This is a genomic window from Nocardiopsis gilva YIM 90087 (genome assembly GCF_002263495.1).
GTDB classification, from domain to species: Bacteria; Actinomycetota; Actinomycetes; order Streptosporangiales; family Streptosporangiaceae; genus Nocardiopsis_C; species Nocardiopsis_C gilva.
Map to the genome: position 1 here is coordinate 225,059 of NZ_CP022753.1, position 18,826 is coordinate 243,884.

The following is an 18,826-nucleotide window of genomic DNA, read 5'->3' on the forward strand; positions in this document are numbered from 1 at the left end:
CCGGACCGTGCCACACCCTTCGATCCTGATTTAAAAACGCTGGTCACAGCAGTTTTTCCGGTGCACGAACACGCGGCTGCCGCTGCCAGCGCGGAACGGCTCCCGCCGCGAGACGGATGGTCCGGCGGTGGTCCGTCGCGGGCTCCCGGAGACGCGGCCGAATTCGGGGAATCCCGGCGCGCATTCGGGTCGCATATCTCATAGGATCTCCTGTACTGCGGCCGTTCCCCCTCTCGTCGCGTAGGTCCCCCCTGTCCTTTCGGACACCTTCACCGGCATGCGCGTCGGCCGCCCCTTTTCGCTCCGGGCACCGCCCGACCCATTCGCCGCCGAGAAAATGGCCCATTCATGTCCGAAGACGCCGCAAGCTCGTCCGAAGCCGCCCCCTCCGCCGACGCGACACAGGACCACGCCGACACCGCGACCGCGACCGACACCTCGGACGCCACGCCTCGATCCCCGCTCCGCCGACGCCTGGCCACCGTCACGGCGGTGGCCCTCGCCCTCCTGCTCGTCGCGGGAATCGGCTCCGCCTACGCCTACTACCGCTTCCTCCAGGGCAACATGACCCGCCACGACCTCAGCTCCGCACTGTCGGACGAGGAACGGCCGCCCAAGATCGGCGACGCCGTCAACATCCTGTTCATCGGCTCCGACGGCCGGGAGGGCGGAAACGCCGCCTACGGGGGCCGCGACTTCGTCGGCGAGCGGTCGGACTCGCTGATGCTCGCGCACATCTCCCCCGACAGCCGGGTCACCGTCATCAACATCCCCCGCGACTCACTTGTCCAGCTGCCGTCGTGCGCCCCCTACGGCGAGACCGAGGGCACTACCGGCTACTACGGGATGATCAACTCCGCGCTGTTCCACGGCGGACCGCCGTGCGTGATCAAGACGGTGGAGTCCCTCACCGGCATCCGGATCGACCACTTCGTCCACCTGAGCTTCGTCGGATTCCGCGACATGGTGGACGCCATCGGCGGCGTGCCGATGTGCATCCCGAACCCATGTCAGACAAGCGCTCCAAGCTCGACCTGAAGGCGGGGCGCCAGCGACTCGACGGCGAGGAGGCGCTGTCGTTCGTCCGCGCACGCTACGAGATCGGCAACGGCGGAGACATCGGCCGCATCGACCGACAGCAGATGTTCCTCGGCGCGCTCGCCGACGAGGTGACGAGCAGCGGGGTCCTCACCAGCCCGAGCAAGATCAACAGGCTGCTCCAGGCGATCACCGAGCACACCGCGACCGACGACGACCTCTCCCTGAGCCGGATGGTCTCCATCGGATCCACGCTGGCCGAGGCCGACCTGCACGACATCACGTTCTACACCGTCCCGTGGTATCCGGCGCCCTCCGACCCCAACCGGGTGGCCTGGAACGAGGAGAAGGCCCAGCGGCTCTTCACGGCGGTCAGCAGGGACGAGCCGGTCAGCGACGCCATGCTGGAGACCGGTGCGCCGAAGTCGACGCCGTCGGAGAGCCCGCTGCCGCCGCCGTCGTATCCGGCCGAACCGTCCACCGAGCCGGTGACCCCCGCGAACTCGTCGACCCCCTCGCCGACCGGCGACGACATCACCGGCCGCGACGCCACGTCCAACCCCTGCGTGAACGGCCTGGGTGAGGGCACCGAGGACGGCGCCAAGTAGAGACGGCGACTCGGCGGGACGGGACGGCGGCCACCACGAGCGCCCCCGTCCCGTTTCTTTCGTGGTGCGGCCGGCGGGTGGAGGAGCCTTTCGACGGACGCGTCGGCGCGCCACCCGGCGAGGGATCGAGGCGTCCGGGCCGGACGTGGGGCGGCTCTCGACGCCGGAGCCTCCCGCGGATCAAGAGAAAAGGCCCTGAGCGGAGCGACCGGATCCCGGGATCTCCGTCCCGGGAACCCCCACAGTTCCCAGGACGCCCCGCTCACCGGGGCCGGTCGCATGCCCGCTCAGGGCCGGCGTGCGTCCCACCGAGGACGGATGGGTGGGACGCACGGTTTTTGGGGTTGTTACAACGGCAGGGCGTCCTGCAGCCCGGCGTTGCCCGCCAGGTCCCCCACCAGACCAGCGTTGCTCAGGTCCAGCAGCGGGGCCTTCTTGGCCTTGTCGGTCGTCGCGTTGACGTCGACGTCCGCGGGCACGTCCTGCGCCTCGGCGGGCTCGACGGCGTCGGTCGGCTTGACCGTGTCGGTCGTGGTCTCGTCGTTGGCGGTCTCCTGCTTGACGTCCGCGGGGAGCGTCTTCGCCTCGACCGGCTTGGTCGCCTCCACCGGCTCGGTCACCTCGGCCTTTTCCGGGGACAGCAGCGACTGCAGCGCGCCCAGCGAGGGCAGGTCGGAGGTCAGGCTGTCGGTGGGCAGCTGGTTCGTCGGGAGCTGCCCGGTGGGCACCTGGTCCGTGGGCACCTGGTCCGTGGGGACCTGGTCCGTGGGAACGTCCACCTGGTTCGAGGTCGGCTGGATGGCACCCGGCTGAGCCGCGCCACCGGCGAGCTGCTTGAGGGACGCCAGCAGCGGGAACACCGGCACCGGCAGCTGCGGCATGTTCGACGTCGAGGGCGCCGACGGCGCGTGCTCCGACGCGCCCCCTGGCAGCGGGTGCTCGCCGCTCACGGCGTCGGTGTCCACCGCGCGCTGGTGCGAGATGTTCTTCTGGACCGCACCGTTGGTGCCCTTGGACGGCTTGGCTACGTCGCCGACAACGGGCAGTCCGCCGCCCACATCGCTGACGACGGGCAGTCCGTCCGCCTTGACCAGGTTCTTGGCGCCGGCCAGGCCGTTGACGTCCGGCAGCCCCTTCGCCTTGGTCAGGCCCTCGGCGTCCAGGTTGTGCACCGTGTTCGCCGCGCCGTGCACCTTGCTCACCGTTCCGTGCAGCGTCTTGTGGGTACCGCCCGGCTTGCCGGGCACCTGCTCGTCCACATTGCTGTTGAGGGCTCCGTTGAGGTCGGGGCCGGAGCGCTGGTGCTCGATCTCGTGGGACAGCCCGACGGTCTCGGTGACGCTGTCGAGCGTGCCCTGCACCTTGTCCACCTTGGCCTGGGACTGCGGGCCGACGTGCGACATGTCGCCGGTGGATGTGGTCAGGTTGTCGGTCTTCGGGGCCGACACGGATTCGGACAGGTCGGGCGTTTGACCGGCCAGCCCGAACTTCAGGCCGGGGACCGTGCCGGGCGCGACCGTGTCGCCAAGGACATCCGCACCGGCGAAACCGGTACCGAAAGCGATGAAGCCGGCGGCGCTGGCTGCCACCACAACAGCCTTCGCGGACGTGCGAGCGAACTGGAACATGGAGATGGTCCTTTGCGGATCGTGTGCTTGTCGAGATGTCGGTTGGGGAAGGGGCGGATCTCTCCGCCCTGCCCGCGGACGCCCTGGCCCGGGGTGTCCTACGGGCTGTGTGGTGGTTTTGGTGGGTGTTCCCCCCGAGAGCTCCGCCTCCGCGCATGGCCTGCGCGGCAAGCGGATACCGGGTTCAGTCAGAGGATCTGGCGGACCTTCGACTGACGTGAGCCTCGTGAGGTGAGGCACGGGGCTCACGTCAGCCCCCAGAGGTGAAGCTGGGATCGGCGTCGTCGCCAGGGTGCGGGGAGTCTCGATGGCGGCCCTCACGCGCGAGGCGCGGGCGTGTCCCCGGGGATCCGACGTACTAGTCGGGCGAGACCGTCGGTTCTTCGGCCGGGTCCTGCGGGATGGCGGCGAGCGCGTGGCGGTCGGCCTGCAGGAGTCCGGAGGACGGTGCGGCGAGCGAGGTCGCGGGCAGGTACCCGGCGAGCATCGTCATCGCGGTCGGGCCCTGCGCCTGCGGCGCGGAGCCGACGATTCGCTGAGAAGTGTGCGGCGCGTCGTCATCCTGCGACGCGGGGGACGCGTTGGTGCCGGCGTCGGTGGTGCTGTCGGACGCCGCCTCCCAGGCGCTGTTCGCCACGGCGGAGGCCGGGAACGGGAAGGCCTCATCGGTCCGGACCGCCGGCGTGGGGGCGTCGGCGGTGCCGTCGGCCTTCTCCTCGTCGTCCTCGGACGTCGGAGCGGCGGGCTCGGGCTCCTCGGCGCCGTGGGCGTCCGGACCGCGGTCGGCGGGACGCGTTTCGGCGGGCTTCTCGGCCCCGCCCGGGAGACCCGGGAGGGCGGACCGGCCCTTCTCGGTCGCGCCGAGCCCGGCGTGCCCGACCTTCTCGACGACGTCCCCGACCGAGGTGGCGGAGTGTCCGTTGCCGCGGCCGCGGGAGTCGCCCGCGGGAGCCTGCGGCTTCGGCTTGGTGATCGTCGGGACCTGGCGGACGGCCCGCTCGCCAACGGACTTCACGGTGGAGGCGGTGGAGGCGACGGACTGGTGCTGCGGCGCGGCGGACGCGCGTGCCTCCGTGTTCGGCCGGGCTGCGGGTCGCTTCTCGGCCTCCGCCTGGTGTTCCCGGTGCTCCGTCGACGGACCGCGGGCGTCCGCCGCGGCGGCGCCCGCCTCGGTGGACCGCTCGGCGGCCGGGGCTTCCACGGGACGCTCCAGCTCCGTCTCGGCTCCGGCGGGCGCCGTGCCGAGCATCCAGGCGGCCGCGAGGAATCCGCCCGTGATCAGCAACCGCCGCAGGGGGGTCGCCGTCTGCGCACGCACGGCCGCCACGACGCGCGAGGCGCGTCCTGTTCGGCCCGTACGCAACACTGTGGAGACCCTTTCGACGGTTACCGGTGGCGGAGGTAGAGGATCGGCCGAACCTGCTCAGGTCCACCGATCAACCACGGAGCGTGGAGAGAGGAGTTCATGGAACTCCCTGTCGATGACAGAACGCGACGTTAGCACGATCGAATCCAGAGGCAACCGTCTTCCCCCTGAATTTTTTCATCGCCAGTTCATAACAACTGTGAAACGCCAGGTCGGAGCGGGCCCGGGGAAGGTCTCTTTCATTTTCGACAAACCCCTCGAAACGTTATTACCCCGATATCGGACAGTGGTCGATCACAGTCTCACTGGTCACGCTCGGCGTATCTCGGCGGCACGCATTGTGGACCCTCCGCTATCGCCGCACGCCCCAATCGACCGGGATAACGTGGTGTGCGGAGGTGTGCACCCAGTGCCCGACATTCCCGAGCGCCCCCTGCTCCCCCGGATGCGTCTCGATGAGCTCCTGTCTGACCTGCACAGCCGGCTGGAGGCCACGCTGTCGACGCGCGATCGCGTGCATTCGCTCCTCGAAGCGGTGCTGTCGATCGGCAGCGACCTCGATTTGGCCACCGTTCTGCGGCGGCTGACCGAGGCCGCCGCGCACCTCGTCGACGCCGAGTACGCGGGTCTCGGCGTCATCGGCGAGGACGGCCGCTTCGTCGAGTTCATCCCCGTCGGCGTGAGCGAGGAGGAGGCCCGCCGGCTCGCCCTCTTCCCCCACGGCAAGGGGATCCTGGCGGTCCCCAGTCGGGACCGGCGCGCCCTGCGCCTACGCGACCTGCGGGAACATGCCGACCACCACGGCTTCCCGGACGGCCACCCGCCCATGCGCTCCTTTCTCGGCGTGCCCATCCAGGTCCGGCACGAGGTCTTCGGCAACCTCTACCTGACCGAAAAGCGGGGCGGAGCGGAGTTCGACGAGGACGACGAGGCCATCGTGACCGCGCTGGGCACCGCCGCCGGCGTCGCGATCGAGAACGCGCGGCTGTACGAGGAGACCCGGTTGCGCGAGCGGTGGCTCACCGCGTCCACGGAGATCACCACGCGGCTGCTGTCCGGGGACGACACCGACGAGGTGCTCGCCTTCCTGGCTCAGCAGGCCCGGGCGATGTCCGAGGCAGACATCGCGGTGGTGCTCCTGCCCGACGCCCAGGACCGGCGGCTCATCGCGGAGATCGCCGACGGCCCGGTCGCCGCCGAGATCCTGGGAACCCCCGTGGACATGAGCGAGACCAAGTGCGGACTGGTCTACCGCAACGGCACCGCCGTCTCCGTCCCCGACCTGCGGCAGGCCAACTGCCCGATGCTCACCCACCGCGGGTTCGGCCCGGGGCTGCTGGTGCCCCTGGGTACCCCCGCCCACACCCGCGGCGTCCTGCTGCTGGGCAAGCTGGGCGCGCGCTCCCCGTTCAACGACGCCACCCGCCGGATGCTCGACGCGTTCTCCGGCCAGGCCGCGGTGGCCCTGGAGCTGGCCGAGGCGCGCCGCGACGCCGAGCGGCTGGTCGTGCTGGAGGACCGCGACCGCATCGCCAAGGACCTGCACGACGTGGTGATCCAGCGGATGTTCGCCTCGGCCATGACGCTGATGAGCACGATCCGGCTGATCAGCGACCCGGAGGCGAACGAGCGGGTCCAGCGCACCATCGACGACCTGGACGAGACCATCCGGGAGATCCGCTCGACGGTGTTCGCCCTGCAGCACCCGCCCACGCCCGCCGAGAGCTCGCTGCGCGAGCGGATCCTGGCATCGGCCGAGGGCGCGGCGCGGGCGCTGGGCTGCCAGCCGGGGGTGAACCTGGAAGGGCCGATCGACGCGGACGTCCCCGAGGAGGTCGGGGAGCAGCTGCTGGCGGTGCTGGCCGAGGCGCTGTCGAACGTGGCCCGGCACGCCCACGCCTCGGAGGTGCACGTGTCGGTGGAGGCCGATGAGTGGCTGACCCTGCACGTCACCGACGACGGATGCGGCATTCCGGAGCAGGGGAGACGCAGCGGCCTGCGCAACCTCGCCGAGCGCGCCGCGGCGCTGGGCGGCACTTTCACGGCGGGTCCGCGGCGCGGCGGCGGCACCGAAGTGCGCTGGAGCGTGCCGTTGTCGCCGATCGACACCGCGTCCCCGACCGAGCGGTGCTTACCCGCGATGGTGGGACGACCGGACGTCAGCCCCGAGCACCACCGGGAGCCGGTCGACTAGGCGGTCGGCCGTTGTTGCGCCTGCGGTCACATCCGGTCCCCTAGGAGGCCGGCATGACCAAGCAGAACTCATTGCCCTCCGGGTCATGCAGCACCTGGAAGGAGCCCTGCGCGTCGGTTTCCAGCGCCCCGATGGCCGTCGCACCGACCGCGACGGCCTCCGCCGTCGCAGCGGCGATATCGTCGACCCGAATGTCGAGATGGAGGCGGTTGCGCTCGGTCTTGGCCGCCGGATCCGGCTGGAAGGACAGGCGCGGACGCCATTCGGCTCCGGTGGTCCCCTCGATGTAAGACCAGCCGTCCGGCCGGTCGACCACCGCGCCGCCGAGGACGACGGCCCAGAACCGCGCGACCCGTGCCGGATCCGCGGCGTTGATGACGATCTGCTCGGTTCGTCCCAGCGACATGCCGGGCATCCTAGCCTGCGGCCGTCCCCGGTGTTTCCTTCGGGATGCGGCGGCCGGTGATGACCTTGGTCTCGACCCGGATGAAGTGCGACCGGTCCCCGGGCGCCCAGGGGTGCAGCGGGAGGCGCTCCAGGTCGGCGCGTTCCTCCGGGTCGGTGACGGCGCGGCCATTGCCCACGACCGTCACCGACCAGCCCGCGCGCGCGTCGACATCGAAGTCGTCCACCTCGAAGGCGACAACCGTGTCGCGGGTCGCCGAGGCCAGCCGCGAGGTGGCCGACGTGCGGATCACGATGTCCATGCCGTAGACGACGAAGTTCACCGGTTGGACGGCGGGCAGGGCGTTGTGGGTGAACACGATGCGCCCCAGGGGTGCGGCGGCCAGCAGCCGCAGGCACTCGTCGCGGCCGAGGATCTCCAACCCGGCGTTGTCCGTCGACGTATCGGGCGTGGTCATCGCTTCTTGTTCCGGAGATCCGCCACGAGGATGGCGGCCTGGGTCCGACGCTTCAGGTCGAGCTTGGACAGCAGGCTGGACACGTAGTTCTTCACCGTCTTCTCGGCCAGGTAGAGCCGTTCTCCGATCTCCCGGTTGGTCATCCCCTCCCCGATGAGGTCGAGGATCTGGCGTTCCTGCCGACTGAGCCCGGCCAGCGGGTCGGGCTCGGGGTCCCGGCCGCGCAGGCGTTCGAGCATCCGGCCGGTGCTGCCGGGATCCAGCAGCGAGCCGCCCGCGGAAACCGTGCGGACGGCCCCGACGAGGTCGGCGCCGTGGATCTGCTTGAGCACGTAGCCGGCGGCACCGGCCATGACCGCGTCGTACAGGGCCTCGTCGTCGGCGAACGAGGTCAGCATCAGGCAGGCGGTCTCGGGTCGGCGCGACCGGATCTCACGGCACACGCTGACGCCCGATCCGCCGGGCAGCCGCACGTCGAGAACGGCGACGTCGGGGGCGGCGGCGGGGATCCGGGACAGCGCCTGCTCGGCGGTTCCCGCCTCCCCCACGATCCGCATGTCCGGCTCGCCCTCGAGAAGGGCGGCGATACCGCGTCGCACCACCTCGTGGTCGTCCACCAGGAACACCCTGATCTGCTCCGGCGCCCCGGCCGTCATTCGGCCAGCCCCTCTCCAGCTGTCAGCACGCCCGACGTCATGTCGCTTGCCTGACCGACGTTATAGCGCCGGGGTCGAGCGGCGTCCACTCCGAAGGGCTCGAATGGGGAAGGCCGAAGGTCCCGAATCGGTGTCCCGGTGGCCGGAGACCCGGCCACCGGATGCCCGGCCGACTACAGGTGGGCCCAGGGACGGGCCTCCTCGAAGGCGCGGCACGCCGCCAGCACCAGGGCGTCGGCGTGGCGGGGACCGACGACCTGCAACCCCACGGGTAGCCCGTCCCGGGTCAGGCCGCACGGGACGCTGGCCGCAGGCTGCTGGGTCATGTTGAACGGGTAGCTGAACCCGGCCCAGCTGGTCCAGCGGCGCTCGGTGGATCCGGAGGGGACCTCCGGTCCGGCCTCGAAGGCGGGGATCGGCATGGTCGGTGTGAGCAGCAGGTCGTAGTCGGCGTGGAAGAGGCCCATGTCGCGCCCCATCCGCATGCGGGTGTCCACGGCGGTGAGGTAGTCCTGCGCGCTGTAGGTCAGCCCCTCGGCGATGATCTCGCGCAGCCCGGGGTCGAGGAGTTCGCGCTCGCGCTCGCCCAGCCGCTCGGTGGCCTTGGCCGCGCCGGCGTACCAGAGGACCTGGAAGTCGTGTCGGCAGTCCTCCAGCGGCGGGTCGACCTGTTCCACCCGCGCGCCCAGCTCGGCGAAGGTGGTGACGGCGTCGGCGACCACGCGGGCGACCTCAGGGTCGACCGTCAGGTGGCCGAGTGCGGGGCTGTAGGCGATGCGCAGTCCGCGCACCGACCGCCCGAGCCCCGCGGAGAAGGGGGTGGCCGGCGGTGCCAGCGCCGACCAGTCGCGCGCGTCGGGGGCGCTGGTGACGTCGAGCATGAGCGCGGCGTCGGCGACGGTCCGGGTTATCGGTCCGGTGTGGGCGAGGGTGCCGAACGCGCTCGCCGGGTAGTGCGGGACCACGCCGTAGGTGGGTTTGATGGCGAAGACGCCGGTGAAGCTCGCGGGGATGCGCACCGAGCCGCCGCCGTCAGTCCCGGTGGCCAGCGGCCCCATGCCGGAGGCGACCGCCGCGGCGGAGCCGCCGCTGGACCCGCCGGGCGTGGTGGACAGGTCCCACGGGTTGCGGGTGATACCGCTGAGCGGGCTGTCGGTGGTGCCCTTCCAGGCCAGTTCGGGCGTGGTGGTCTTGCCGACGAAGACCGCGCCGTTCTCGCGGAGGCGCGCGACGACCGGGGAGTCCTCCGGCCACTCCTGGTGCGGGTCGACCGTCATGGAGCCGCGCAGCGTGGGCCAGCCGCGGGTGAGGTGGATGTCCTTGATGGCGGTGGGCACGCCGTCGAGCCGCCCCTGGGGCTCCCCGCGCTGCCAGCGCTCCTCGGAGGCGCGCGCCGCCGCCCGCGCTTCGTCCGGCTTGACCAGGCAGAAGGCGTTGAGCGCGGGGTTCTCGCGCTCGATGCGGTCCAGCACGGCGTCGGTGACTTCGACCGGCGACAGGCTCCGCTTCTCGTATCCGGCCAGCAGTTCGGTGGCCGAGAGCGCGGTGAGCTCGGCGGTCGCCCCTCCGGCCTCTCCTCGCGCCGCGGACGGGCCGGGCGTCCCCTGTTCGGGGACGGACTCCCCGGCCGAACGGTCCAGCCCCTCGAACCCGGTACTCATGTCAGCGTCCTCGTTTCCGTTCGGCGGATTGATAGAGGTGAGGAGGTGAGGGGAGCGTCGGCGCTCAGGGACCGGACACGTACCCCCTCCGCTTGTCGACGATGTTGCGGGGCTCCTCCCCGCGGAGGAACCGGTCGAGGTTGTCGGTGAACAGGCGCACGAGTTCGGTGCGCCAGCCGACGATGTCGCCGGACATGTGCGGGGAGATGATCACCCCGGGCAGATCCCACAGCGGGGAGGACTCCGGGAGCGGCTCGGTCTCGAAGACGTCGAGCGCGGCACCGGCGATGGCGCCGTCGCGCAGCGCGCGCACCAGCGCGTCCTCGTCGACGATGGGGCCGCGCGCGACGTTGATCAGCCGGGCCGTGGGCTTCATCAGGGACAGGGCGCGTGCGCCGATGAGCCGGTGGGTCTGGTCGGTGAGCGGTGCGGCGACCACGACGTAGTCGGCGCGGGGCAGGGCATCGCCCAGGTCGGGTCCGGTCGAGCCGAGGGAGGCCTCGACCACGTCGCCGAGGTCGGCGTCGGTGCGGGCGGTGCGGCCCGCCGCCTCGACGGTCATCCCGGCGGCGGCGAGCTGGGCGGCGATGGCCCGGCCGATGGGGCCGGTGCCGATGACCAGGGCGCGCCGCCCGGCGATGGGCTCGGTCTCGCGGTGCCGCCAGACGCGGTCGCGCTGCAGGTCGTGGCTGCCGGGGAAGTCCTTGGCGAAGCTCAGCACCAGGCCGAGGACGTACTCGGCCATGGGCCGGTCGAACACGCCGCGGGAGTTGGTGACGGCGACGTCGCTGTCGACCAGGGCGGGGAACATGAGGTTGTCGACGCCGGCCGTGGCGGCGTGCACCCAGCGCAGGGCGTCGGCCTTGGGCCACGCGGCGGCGACGGCGGTGGAGAAGAGGTCCCACACGAGGAGGACCTGGGCGCCGGGCAGCACCTCGTCCAGGCGGTCGGCCGTGGCGTAGCGGACGGAGGCGAGCCGGGGATCGGCGTCGATCCGCTCGTGTCCGGGCGGGAGGGTGTCTCCGTGCAGGATGACGAGGTGCGGTGCTGGCCGGGGGGCAGCGGACACGAGGGCGACTCCCTGGTGCACGTCGTGGGTGGTCAGGGCGGCTTTCCCGAAAGCCAATGCCACGCTAGGGAGCCCCCGTAGGATTGTCAACAATTGATCGAATACCCCCTGGTACGACACCCTCGACCACGTTTCACAGACACGTAACACGGCGTGGCGACGCGACCATTGATGCGCCCGCCGATGCGATCGTATGATTGTCGACAATCCACGGCATCAGTGGATGCCGCGGTCGAAGTTGACAGTGTTTGTTCGCAGGTATTCCGCTTTCATCCTCTTTCTCCTTCTTCACGGGGAGAACTACCTCCGCGACCGTCCCGGTGGCCCGCCTTCCGGGTGGCCTGGCGCGGACCCGTTAGCCCGACGACGAAAGGGCCGACCCGACGATGCCTCGGTACATGACCATCAGCCTGGAGAAGCGCGGCGTGTCCTGCGTCGCCGAGCTCCTGGACAAGGACGCCCCGCGCACCTGCGAGGCGGTCTGGGCGGCGCTGCCCCAGGGCGGCGACGTCTACCACGCCAAGTACGCCCGCAACGAGGTGTACGCGATGGTGCCCCGATTCGCCGCCGAGGAACCCGGCCAGGAAAACCCCACCGTCACCCCCATTCCCGGGGACGTCGTGTACTTCTCCTTCCCCGGCGGCATGCTCGACCGCCGCTTCAAGGAGGAGAAGGGCATCGACGCCCTGCCCGGCGTGATCGACCTGGCGATCTTCTACGGACGCAACAACCTGCTGCTCAACGGCGACATCGGCTGGGTCCCCGGCAACGTCTACGCCACGATCGTCGACGGCCTCGCCCCCATGGCGGAGGCGTGCAACGACGTGTGGCGCTCCGGAGGCGTGGGCGAGCGCCTCGTCTACCGGTGCCTGGAGTAGCTCGCGGCACCTTTGACCAGCGGGCCCGAGATTGATTCGGGTCCGTCCGCTGTTCCATACGAATAGAAGGGGGTGAGTGACCAATGCGCATCGATCGGTATGCCGGAGACCCGGCGCACGGTGACGATCGGGACGAGCGGGTCCTCCTCGACCACGCGGGGGCCCCGGCGCCCCTGCTCGGCCGCACGGCGCCTGACGCGGATATGCAGCACAACGTCGTCGAGCTCTCCGCTGTGACGGATACCCCGTGGCAGTCCGGCGTGGGGGTAGTGGCCCCCTACGACTTCGCGCTCGATCGGGAACTGTGGCGGTGGGCGCCCGACGACATCTCGCTGTACGTCACGCGACTGCCGTTCGTCCCGGTGCCGGTGACCGTCGACCAGGCGTCGGCGCTGAGCGACGGCGACAACGTCGCCCGGGCCACCCGCGACCTGCTCGCGCCCGAACCGCTGGTCGTGGCCTACGCCTGCGCGTCCGGCAGCTTCGTGAACGGCGCCGGCGGCGAGCGGCTGCTGTGGCGGAGCATCCTCGACGCCGGTGCGCCCTCGGCGGTCACCACCTCCGGGGCGCTCATCCGGGCGCTCGACGCCCTGGGCGTGCGCCGGGTGGCCGTGGTGACGCCGTACGTCGACAGCGTCACCGAGCGACTGACGGGCTACCTGCACGAGCACCGCGTCGAGGCCGTGTCCAGCGTGGGGCTGGGGCTGCTCAACCACATCTGGAAGGTCGCCTACTCGGAAGTGGTGCAGGCGGTGCGCGACGCGGACCGGCCGGAGGCCGAGGCCGTCTTCATCAGCTGCACCAACGTGCTCACCTACGACATCATCGCGCCGCTGGAGCGGATGCTGGGCAAGCCCGTCCTGGCCGCCAACCAGGTGACCATGTGGGCCGCGCTGCAGGCCATCGGGCGTCGGCCGGTGGCACACGGGCAGCACCTGGTGGACGCCACCGACCAGACCACCGCCGCCTAGAAAGCCCCCGTGCGGCCGTTGTCCGCGCACGGGCGGCGGGCGCGTCCGGACAGCGCCGTCGAACGGAACCGAGCGGACACAACAAAGGGGAGAGGACCATCACCATGGCCAGTGCCGGCTTCTTGTACCCGGGGTACAGCGCCGAGGACGACTACCCGACCCTGCAGAAGCTGATCGGGTCCGATGTCACGCTGCACCTGGTGCACACCCTGATGCGGGAGGACGCGCACCGGGTGGACGCGCTGCTCGACATCGGCGGCTCCGACGTGCTCGGCGAGGGCGCGCGCGAGCTGCGCGCGCTGGGCGTCGACTCCGCGGTGTGGGCGTGTACCAGCGGCAGCTTCGTGTTCGGCTGGGAGGGTGCGCGCCGGCAGGTCGCCGAGGTGCGGGAGGCGGCCGGTGTGCCCGCGTCGAGCACGTCGTTCGCGTTCGTCCACGCGCTGCGCCACCTCGGGATCGAGCGGGTGGCGATCGCCGCGACCTACCCGGCCGATGTCGCGCGGCTCTTCGCCGAGTTCCTGGGGGAGGGCGGCGTCGAGGTCGTGGCGTGGGCCGACCGCGGCATCGTCACGGCGGCGGAGGTGGGCACGCTTCCGGCGGCCGAGGTGGTGGACTTCGTCGCCGCCAACGACCACCCGGCGGCCGAGGCGGTCCTGGTCCCCGACACCGCGCTGCACAGCGCGGCGATCCTGCCGAGCCTGGAGGAACGGCTCGGCAAGACCGTACTCACCGCCAACCAGGTGAGCGTGTGGGAGGGGTTGCGCCTGGCCGGGGCGACGGCACCGCGCGCGGGACTGGGCGCGCTCTTCGCGGCGGGAGCTCCGGATTCCGAGATCGACGCGCGAGGGGCGGTTATCGACGGATGAGCGGGAATCAGAAAGAGGAGCGGCAGTGGCGCGCGGAGCACCGATCGGAGGGGGCAGTGGGCGACGTACGGGGGGTTAGGGTCGGATTCGGCCCGGACCTCCCGATCCGATCGCACCGACCGCGGCGGCCCGAGCGCCCGATCCGACCGAGCAGACGCCATAGATAGGTGTGCGGATGTCATGAACGCCCCAGGACGACTCCAACCCGTTCCCCGAAGGTCCACCGCCGCCCTCATCGCCGACCAGCTCCGATCGGCGATCATGTACGGCGAGCTGGTCCCCGGGGACCAGCTCGGCGAGACCGACCTCGCCGCGCAGCTGGGGGTGAGCCGCGGCCCGCTGCGGGAGGCCATGCAGCGGCTCGTCCAGGAGGGGCTGCTCCGCAGCGAACGCCACCGCGGGCTGTTCGTCCGGGAGCTCACCGCCCAGGACGTGCGCGACATCTACGTCGCGCGGCTCGCGATCGAGCGCACCGCCTGCGAACTGATCATGCGCGGCAACCGGGGCGAGGCCACGGCCCGCCTGACGGCCGCCCTCCAGCGTCTGGTGGAGGCCGCCGCCACCCGCGACCGGGTGGCCATGAGCGACGCCGACCAGGAGTTCCACCACACCCTGGTGAGCTGCTCGGGCAACTCCCGGCTGGAGCGCATGGCCCAGACCCTCCTCGTCGAGACGCGCATGTGCCTGACCGTCATGCAGAAGGCCTATCCCGAGCCCGACGAGCTGGTGCAGGAGCACCGCAAGATCCTCGACGCCATCGCCGACGGCGACGAGGAGGCGCTGCTGCGGCTCATCGAGTCACACATGCTCGACACGGTGGAGCGGATCAACACCCCGGCACGTTCCGACGACGGCGCCGGGGGCCTGTCCGAGTCATCGCCCGCCGGACGCTCCTGACCTCGCACCGACGATTTCGCCGGACGCTCCGTTGATCTCGGCAGAACGCACCGAGAAGCTGCGGGCCGCGTCAGGTGGTGGGTGCAACCATGTCGCCCCACCGGGTCAGGCGCGATCAGCTCGGCCAGACGCTGGGCCGGCGGACCACCGGTCGGCCAGCCGGGCGAGGACGACCGTGCGCAGCAGGCCGTGCCCGGCCAGCCGGGCCCGCTTGGGGCGCCCGGTGCGCCGCTCGGCCCATGCCTTGGCCCAGACGGCCTGGTAGCCCACCCCGTAGCGCCGCCGCGGCCCGTGGCCGGCCGGGTAGTCGCGCATCCGCGGGTTGCCCACGCCCCGGGGGCGGGCGTGGTCGCGGTCCAGCTCCCTGCCCGCGGCAGCCGCGTCAACGCCCAGTGCCTCGGCGATGCGGCCCAGGCTGGCAGCCTGGCCCCCGCACGTTCTCCAGCACCTGGCGGTGTCCCAGCGTCAGCGCACCCGGTCTGGCCACATCCCACCCCTGGCGATCAACGACAACACGGGACGTCGCGCTTGGACAGGTCAGTGGGGCGTCCTGCCCTCCGGTTCCGGTGCTGAGCGCGTTCCCGACGCGCCTCCCCTGAGCAGGTCGGCCGCCACGGAGGCGAGGGCGTCGCGGAGCCGTTCGGGGGCGACGTCGTCACCGAGCAGGAAACGGCGGAGCTGGGGAACGGCGAAGTTCCAGTTCGCGATGGCCATGAGCAGGAACACCAGCAGCTCGGGCGGCTGGTCGTCGCGGACGGTTCCCGAAAGCTGGGCCTCGCGAACGGTGCCGGTCTTGGCGGCGTAGTGCTCGCTGCGCCAGTCCGCGCCCGGGATGGCGCCCTCGGCGCCGTGGCTCAGCCCTTCCCAGAGCAGCAGTCGGACCAGCTCCGGGTGGGCACTCTGGTAGTCGAAGAGGCGGGTGACGTAGGCCGCGGGGTCCGCGGGGTCCATGGGCACCTCATCGGCGATCCGCCGCTGGGCGGCCTCCAGGACGACCTCGAACAGCTTCTCCTTGCCGCCGAAGTAGTCGTAGATGGCGCGCTTGTTGGCGTTGGCGCGCTGGGCGATGCGGTCGACGCGGGCACCGGCCACGCCGTACTCGGAGAACTCGGCGGTGGCCGCTTCGAGGATGCGTGCCCGGGTGGCCTGGGCGTCGTAACTCATGCCACAAGAATAATCGAACTATCCAGTTCGTTTGGACGCCGCCGGGGGTGTACATTGCTTGCGAACTATCCAGTTCGTTCGGAATTCAGGATCGGAACCCAAGGAGGGACTCCGTGTCCACCACCCCCATGCCCCGCACGCTGCTGCCCGTGCTCGCTCTGTGCTGCGCGGTCACCGTCGCCAACATCTACCTCAGTGCCCCGCTGCTCAGCCTGATATCGGCCTCGCTGGGCACCTCTGCCGCGCAGTCGGGCCTCGCCGCCACGTTCTCCCAGCTCGGCTACTCCGCCGGACTGCTCTTCCTGCTTCCGCTCGGCGACACCGTGCGCCGCCGCCCACTGGTGAGCTGGCTGGTCGTCGGAACGGTGGCCGGTCTGGCCACCGCCGCTCTGGCCCCGGGACTGCCCGCACTGCTGGCGGCAATCCTGGCCGCGAGCGCGTTCAGCGTGATCCCGCAGCTTCTCGTGCCGATGGCCACGGCGATGGCCCCGCCCGAGCGCCGCGCCCGGGTGATCGCGACCCTGCAGGCCGGGGTGTTCAGCGGCGCCATCGCGGCGCGGGTGATCGGCGGCGTGATCGGCGAGTTCAGCGGGTGGCGCGCGGTGTTCGCGATCGCCGCGGTCGGCACCGCGGTGATCGGCGCGGTCACCGTCGCCCTGCTGCCGCCGGACGAGGAGCAGCGCGGCGGGGAGCGGCCGAGCTACGGCGCTCTGCTGGCCTCGCTGCCCGGGCTGCTCCGGGAACCGGTGCTCCGGCGCTCCCTGGCCCTTCAGGCGAGCGTGTTCGCGGCTTTCAACATGCTGTGGACGACGCTCGTGTTCCTGCTGACCGCCCCGCCCTACCGGCTCGACACCGCGGCGGCCGCGTACTTCGGCCTGTTCGGCCTGGTCGGCGTGGGGGTGGCGCCCGTGGCCGGCCGCTTCATCGACCGGTACGGTCCCCTGCGCGTCGTGGGCGTCTCGCTCGCGGTGGTCGCGGCGAGCTGTGTCGTCTTCCTCTTCGGCCGCGCCGGTCTGGCCGTTCCCGGCGTCGCGATCGCCGTCCTGTTCGCCGGGCTGCAGGGCTGCCAGATCTCCAACCAGAGCGCGGCCCTCGCCGCCCGCCCCGACGCGCGCAGCCGGATGAACACCGTCTACATGTTCGGCACGTTTCTCGCCGGGGCGATGGGATCGGCGCTCGGCGCGACGCTGTACGAGCATGTCGGGTGGACCGCGGTCAGCGCCGCGGCGGGCGGCGTCACCCTTCTCGGGCTGGCCGTGTGGGCCATGGCCACGCTGCGGGAAGGGCGTGGCGCCGACGGGTCCGCTCGGAAAGCGGAAGGTAGCCCGAGCGGACCGTCGGCGCGGGTGTGAGGAGCGGGGTCACACGCCGCCGATGCCCACGTACTTCATCTCCACGAACTCGTCGATGCCGACGCGCCCGCCCTCGCGGCCCAGGCCGGAGTGCTTGACGCCGCCGAAGGGGGCGGCCGGGTTGGAGACGATTCCTTGGTTGAGCCCCACCATGCCGGTCTCCAGCGCCTCCGAGACGCGCAGCGCCCGCTTCAGGTTCTCTGTGAAGACGTAGCTGACCAGCCCATACTCGGTGTCGTTGGCGGCGGCCAGGGCCTCCTCCTCGGTCTCGAAGGTGATGACCGGCGCGACGGGGCCGAAGATCTCGGTCGTGGAGAGCTCGCTCTCCTTGGAGACGCCGGAGAGGACGGTCGGCCGGTAGAAGTAGCCGTCGCCCTCGCCGGGGCCGCCGCCCACGAGGACCTCGGCGCCCCGGCCGACGGCGTCGTCCACCAGCGACTGCACCTTCTCGCGCGCCCTGGCGTCGATCAGCGGACCCACCTGCACGTCCTCGTCGGTACCGCGACCCAGCTTCAGCGCGGCCATGCGCTCGCCGAGGCGCCGGGCGAACTCCGGTGCGATCGCGGCCTGGACGTAGAACCGGTTGGCGGCGGTGCACGCCTCGCCGATGTTGCGCATCTTGGCCTGCATGGCGCCGTCGACGGCGGCGTCCAGGTCGGCGTCGTCGAACACCAGGAAGGGCGCGTTGCCGCCGAGCTCCATTGAGGTCCGCAGGACCTGGGAAGCGCTCTGCTCCAGCAGCCTGCGGCCGACCGACGTGGACCCGGTGAAGGACAGCTTGCGGATACGGCCGTCGCGCAGCAGCGGCTCGGTGACCCCGCCGGCGTCGGTCGTGGTGATCACGCTGAGGACGCCCTCGGGCAGGCCCGCCTCGCGCAGGATGTCGGCCAGGGCCAGCGCCGACAGCGGCGTCTGCTGGGCCGGTTTGAGCACCATGGTGCAGCCGGCCGCGATGGCCGGGCCGATCTTGCGGGTGCCCATGGCCATGGGGAAGTTCCACGGTGTGATGAGCATGGACGGGCCGACGGGCTGGCGCATGATGAGGAAGCGGGCCTGGCCGTTGGGGGCGAGCGAGTAGCCGCCCTCGATGCGGACCGCCTCCTCGGAGAACCAGCGGAAGAACTCCGCGGCGTAGGCGATCTCGCCCTTGGCCTCGGCGACCGGCTTGCCCATTTCGAGTGTCATGAGGAGGGCGAGGTCGTCCTGGCGCTCCATCAGCAGCTCGTAGCCGCGCCGCAGGATCTCCCCGCGGTCGCGCGGCGCGTGGCGGGCCCAGGAGGACTGCGCCTCGGCCGCGGCGTCGAGGGCGGCGAAGGCGTCCTCGGTCCCGGCGTCGGCGACTTCGCACAGCACCGAGCCGGTGGAGGGGTCCTCGACCTTGAAGGTCGCGCCGCTCTTCGCGTCGTGCCAGCGTCCGCCGATAAGGAGCTGCTTGGAGACCTGCTCAACGACCCGCGTCTCCCGGTCTGCAACGGTCATCGCCTGTGCATTCCCTTCCGAATCGAGCGCGCGTGCGCAGCAGGACGGCGTCTGCCTGCGTGGACGACCTTTCCCGCGGGTGCGCCCGCTAACCACCGCCTGCGTCGCGTATTCCCAGGACGAAGCGGATACCCGG

16 protein-coding genes and 1 pseudogene are annotated in these 18,826 nt (G+C 71.4%); 7 read left to right on the top strand and 10 right to left on the bottom strand.

Translation table 11 applies throughout. The features are described 5' to 3' along the window. Positions 1-723 precede the first annotated feature (723 nt). Positions 724-1,646 (top strand): annotated as a pseudogene (locus tag CDO52_RS01325) (LCP family protein). A 347-nt stretch (positions 1,647-1,993) separates the two neighbouring features. On the opposite strand, the gene CDO52_RS01330 reads toward CDO52_RS01325, so the two are convergent. Continuing rightward, positions 1,994-3,274, bottom strand: coding sequence for a hypothetical protein (locus CDO52_RS01330; RefSeq protein ID WP_017619628.1), 1,281 nt, complete (start codon positions 3,272-3,274; stop codon positions 1,994-1,996). Positions 3,275-3,632: 358 nt separating this feature from the next. Continuing rightward, complete coding sequence (locus CDO52_RS01335) at positions 3,633-4,640, bottom strand: hypothetical protein (protein ID WP_206539158.1); 1,008 nt, start codon at positions 4,638-4,640, stop codon at positions 3,633-3,635. 409 nt (positions 4,641-5,049) lie between these two features. Here CDO52_RS01335 and CDO52_RS01340 point away from each other — a divergent pair, with 409 nt between their 5' ends. Continuing rightward, positions 5,050-6,834: a sensor histidine kinase gene (locus CDO52_RS01340; protein ID WP_017619630.1), complete on the top strand. Its 1,785-nt coding sequence runs from the start codon at positions 5,050-5,052 to the stop codon at positions 6,832-6,834. A 40-nt stretch (positions 6,835-6,874) separates the two neighbouring features. Here CDO52_RS01340 and CDO52_RS01345 read toward each other — a convergent pair whose 3' ends face one another. From CDO52_RS01345 to CDO52_RS01365, 5 genes are all read right to left on the bottom strand, one after another. After that, positions 6,875-7,249, bottom strand: a complete 375-nt coding sequence (locus tag CDO52_RS01345; protein ID WP_017619631.1) for a VOC family protein — start codon at positions 7,247-7,249, stop codon at positions 6,875-6,877. A gap of 1 nt (position 7,250) precedes the next feature. After that, the gene (locus tag CDO52_RS01350) at positions 7,251-7,697 is read right to left on the bottom strand and encodes a pyridoxamine 5'-phosphate oxidase family protein (RefSeq protein ID WP_017619632.1); all 447 of its coding nucleotides are present in this window, start codon (positions 7,695-7,697) and stop codon (positions 7,251-7,253) included. Beyond that, a complete protein-coding gene (locus tag CDO52_RS01355) occupies positions 7,694-8,353 on the bottom strand; it encodes a response regulator (RefSeq protein WP_017619633.1) in 660 nt (219 codons plus the stop codon). Before CDO52_RS01355 ends, CDO52_RS01350 begins: the two co-directional genes overlap by 4 nt. A 173-nt stretch (positions 8,354-8,526) precedes the next feature. Then, positions 8,527-10,014, bottom strand: a complete 1,488-nt coding sequence (locus tag CDO52_RS01360) for an amidase (RefSeq protein WP_017619634.1) — start codon at positions 10,012-10,014, stop codon at positions 8,527-8,529. A gap of 64 nt (positions 10,015-10,078) precedes the next feature. Beyond that, positions 10,079-11,104, bottom strand: a complete 1,026-nt coding sequence (locus tag CDO52_RS01365; RefSeq protein ID WP_394296725.1) for a D-2-hydroxyacid dehydrogenase — start codon at positions 11,102-11,104, stop codon at positions 10,079-10,081. Positions 11,105-11,481: 377 nt separating this feature from the next. Here CDO52_RS01365 and CDO52_RS01370 point away from each other — a divergent pair, with 377 nt between their 5' ends. From CDO52_RS01370 to CDO52_RS01385, 4 genes are all read left to right on the top strand, one after another. Continuing rightward, positions 11,482-11,961, top strand: a complete 480-nt coding sequence (locus tag CDO52_RS01370; RefSeq protein WP_017619636.1) for a DUF3830 family protein — start codon at positions 11,482-11,484, stop codon at positions 11,959-11,961. A gap of 83 nt (positions 11,962-12,044) precedes the next feature. Then, entirely contained in the window at positions 12,045-12,932 is an 888-nt protein-coding gene (locus tag CDO52_RS01375) for a maleate cis-trans isomerase family protein (protein WP_017619637.1), read from the top strand. 104 nt (positions 12,933-13,036) lie between these two features. Next, entirely contained in the window at positions 13,037-13,798 is a 762-nt protein-coding gene (locus CDO52_RS01380; RefSeq protein ID WP_094932168.1) for a maleate cis-trans isomerase family protein, read from the top strand. 180 nt (positions 13,799-13,978) lie between these two features. Then, the gene (locus CDO52_RS01385; protein ID WP_017619639.1) at positions 13,979-14,695 is read left to right on the top strand and encodes a GntR family transcriptional regulator; all 717 of its coding nucleotides are present in this window, start codon (positions 13,979-13,981) and stop codon (positions 14,693-14,695) included. Positions 14,696-14,800: 105 nt separating this feature from the next. Here the strand turns inward: CDO52_RS01385 and CDO52_RS01390 are convergent, their stop codons facing one another. Continuing rightward, on the bottom strand, positions 14,801-15,025 hold the full coding sequence (locus CDO52_RS01390; protein ID WP_017619640.1) for a hypothetical protein: 225 nt from the start codon (positions 15,023-15,025) through the stop codon (positions 14,801-14,803). 207 nt (positions 15,026-15,232) lie between these two features. After that, on the bottom strand, positions 15,233-15,859 hold the full coding sequence (locus tag CDO52_RS01395; RefSeq protein WP_017619641.1) for a TetR family transcriptional regulator: 627 nt from the start codon (positions 15,857-15,859) through the stop codon (positions 15,233-15,235). A 113-nt stretch (positions 15,860-15,972) separates the two neighbouring features. Between CDO52_RS01395 and CDO52_RS01400 the strand changes: the two genes are divergently transcribed. After that, the gene (locus tag CDO52_RS01400) at positions 15,973-17,211 is read left to right on the top strand and encodes an MFS transporter (RefSeq protein ID WP_017619642.1); all 1,239 of its coding nucleotides are present in this window, start codon (positions 15,973-15,975) and stop codon (positions 17,209-17,211) included. 9 nt (positions 17,212-17,220) lie between these two features. On the opposite strand, the gene CDO52_RS01405 is transcribed toward CDO52_RS01400, so the two are convergent. After that, entirely contained in the window at positions 17,221-18,690 is a 1,470-nt protein-coding gene (locus CDO52_RS01405) for an NAD-dependent succinate-semialdehyde dehydrogenase (protein ID WP_017619643.1), read from the bottom strand. Between the last annotated feature and the right edge of the window lie 136 nt (positions 18,691-18,826).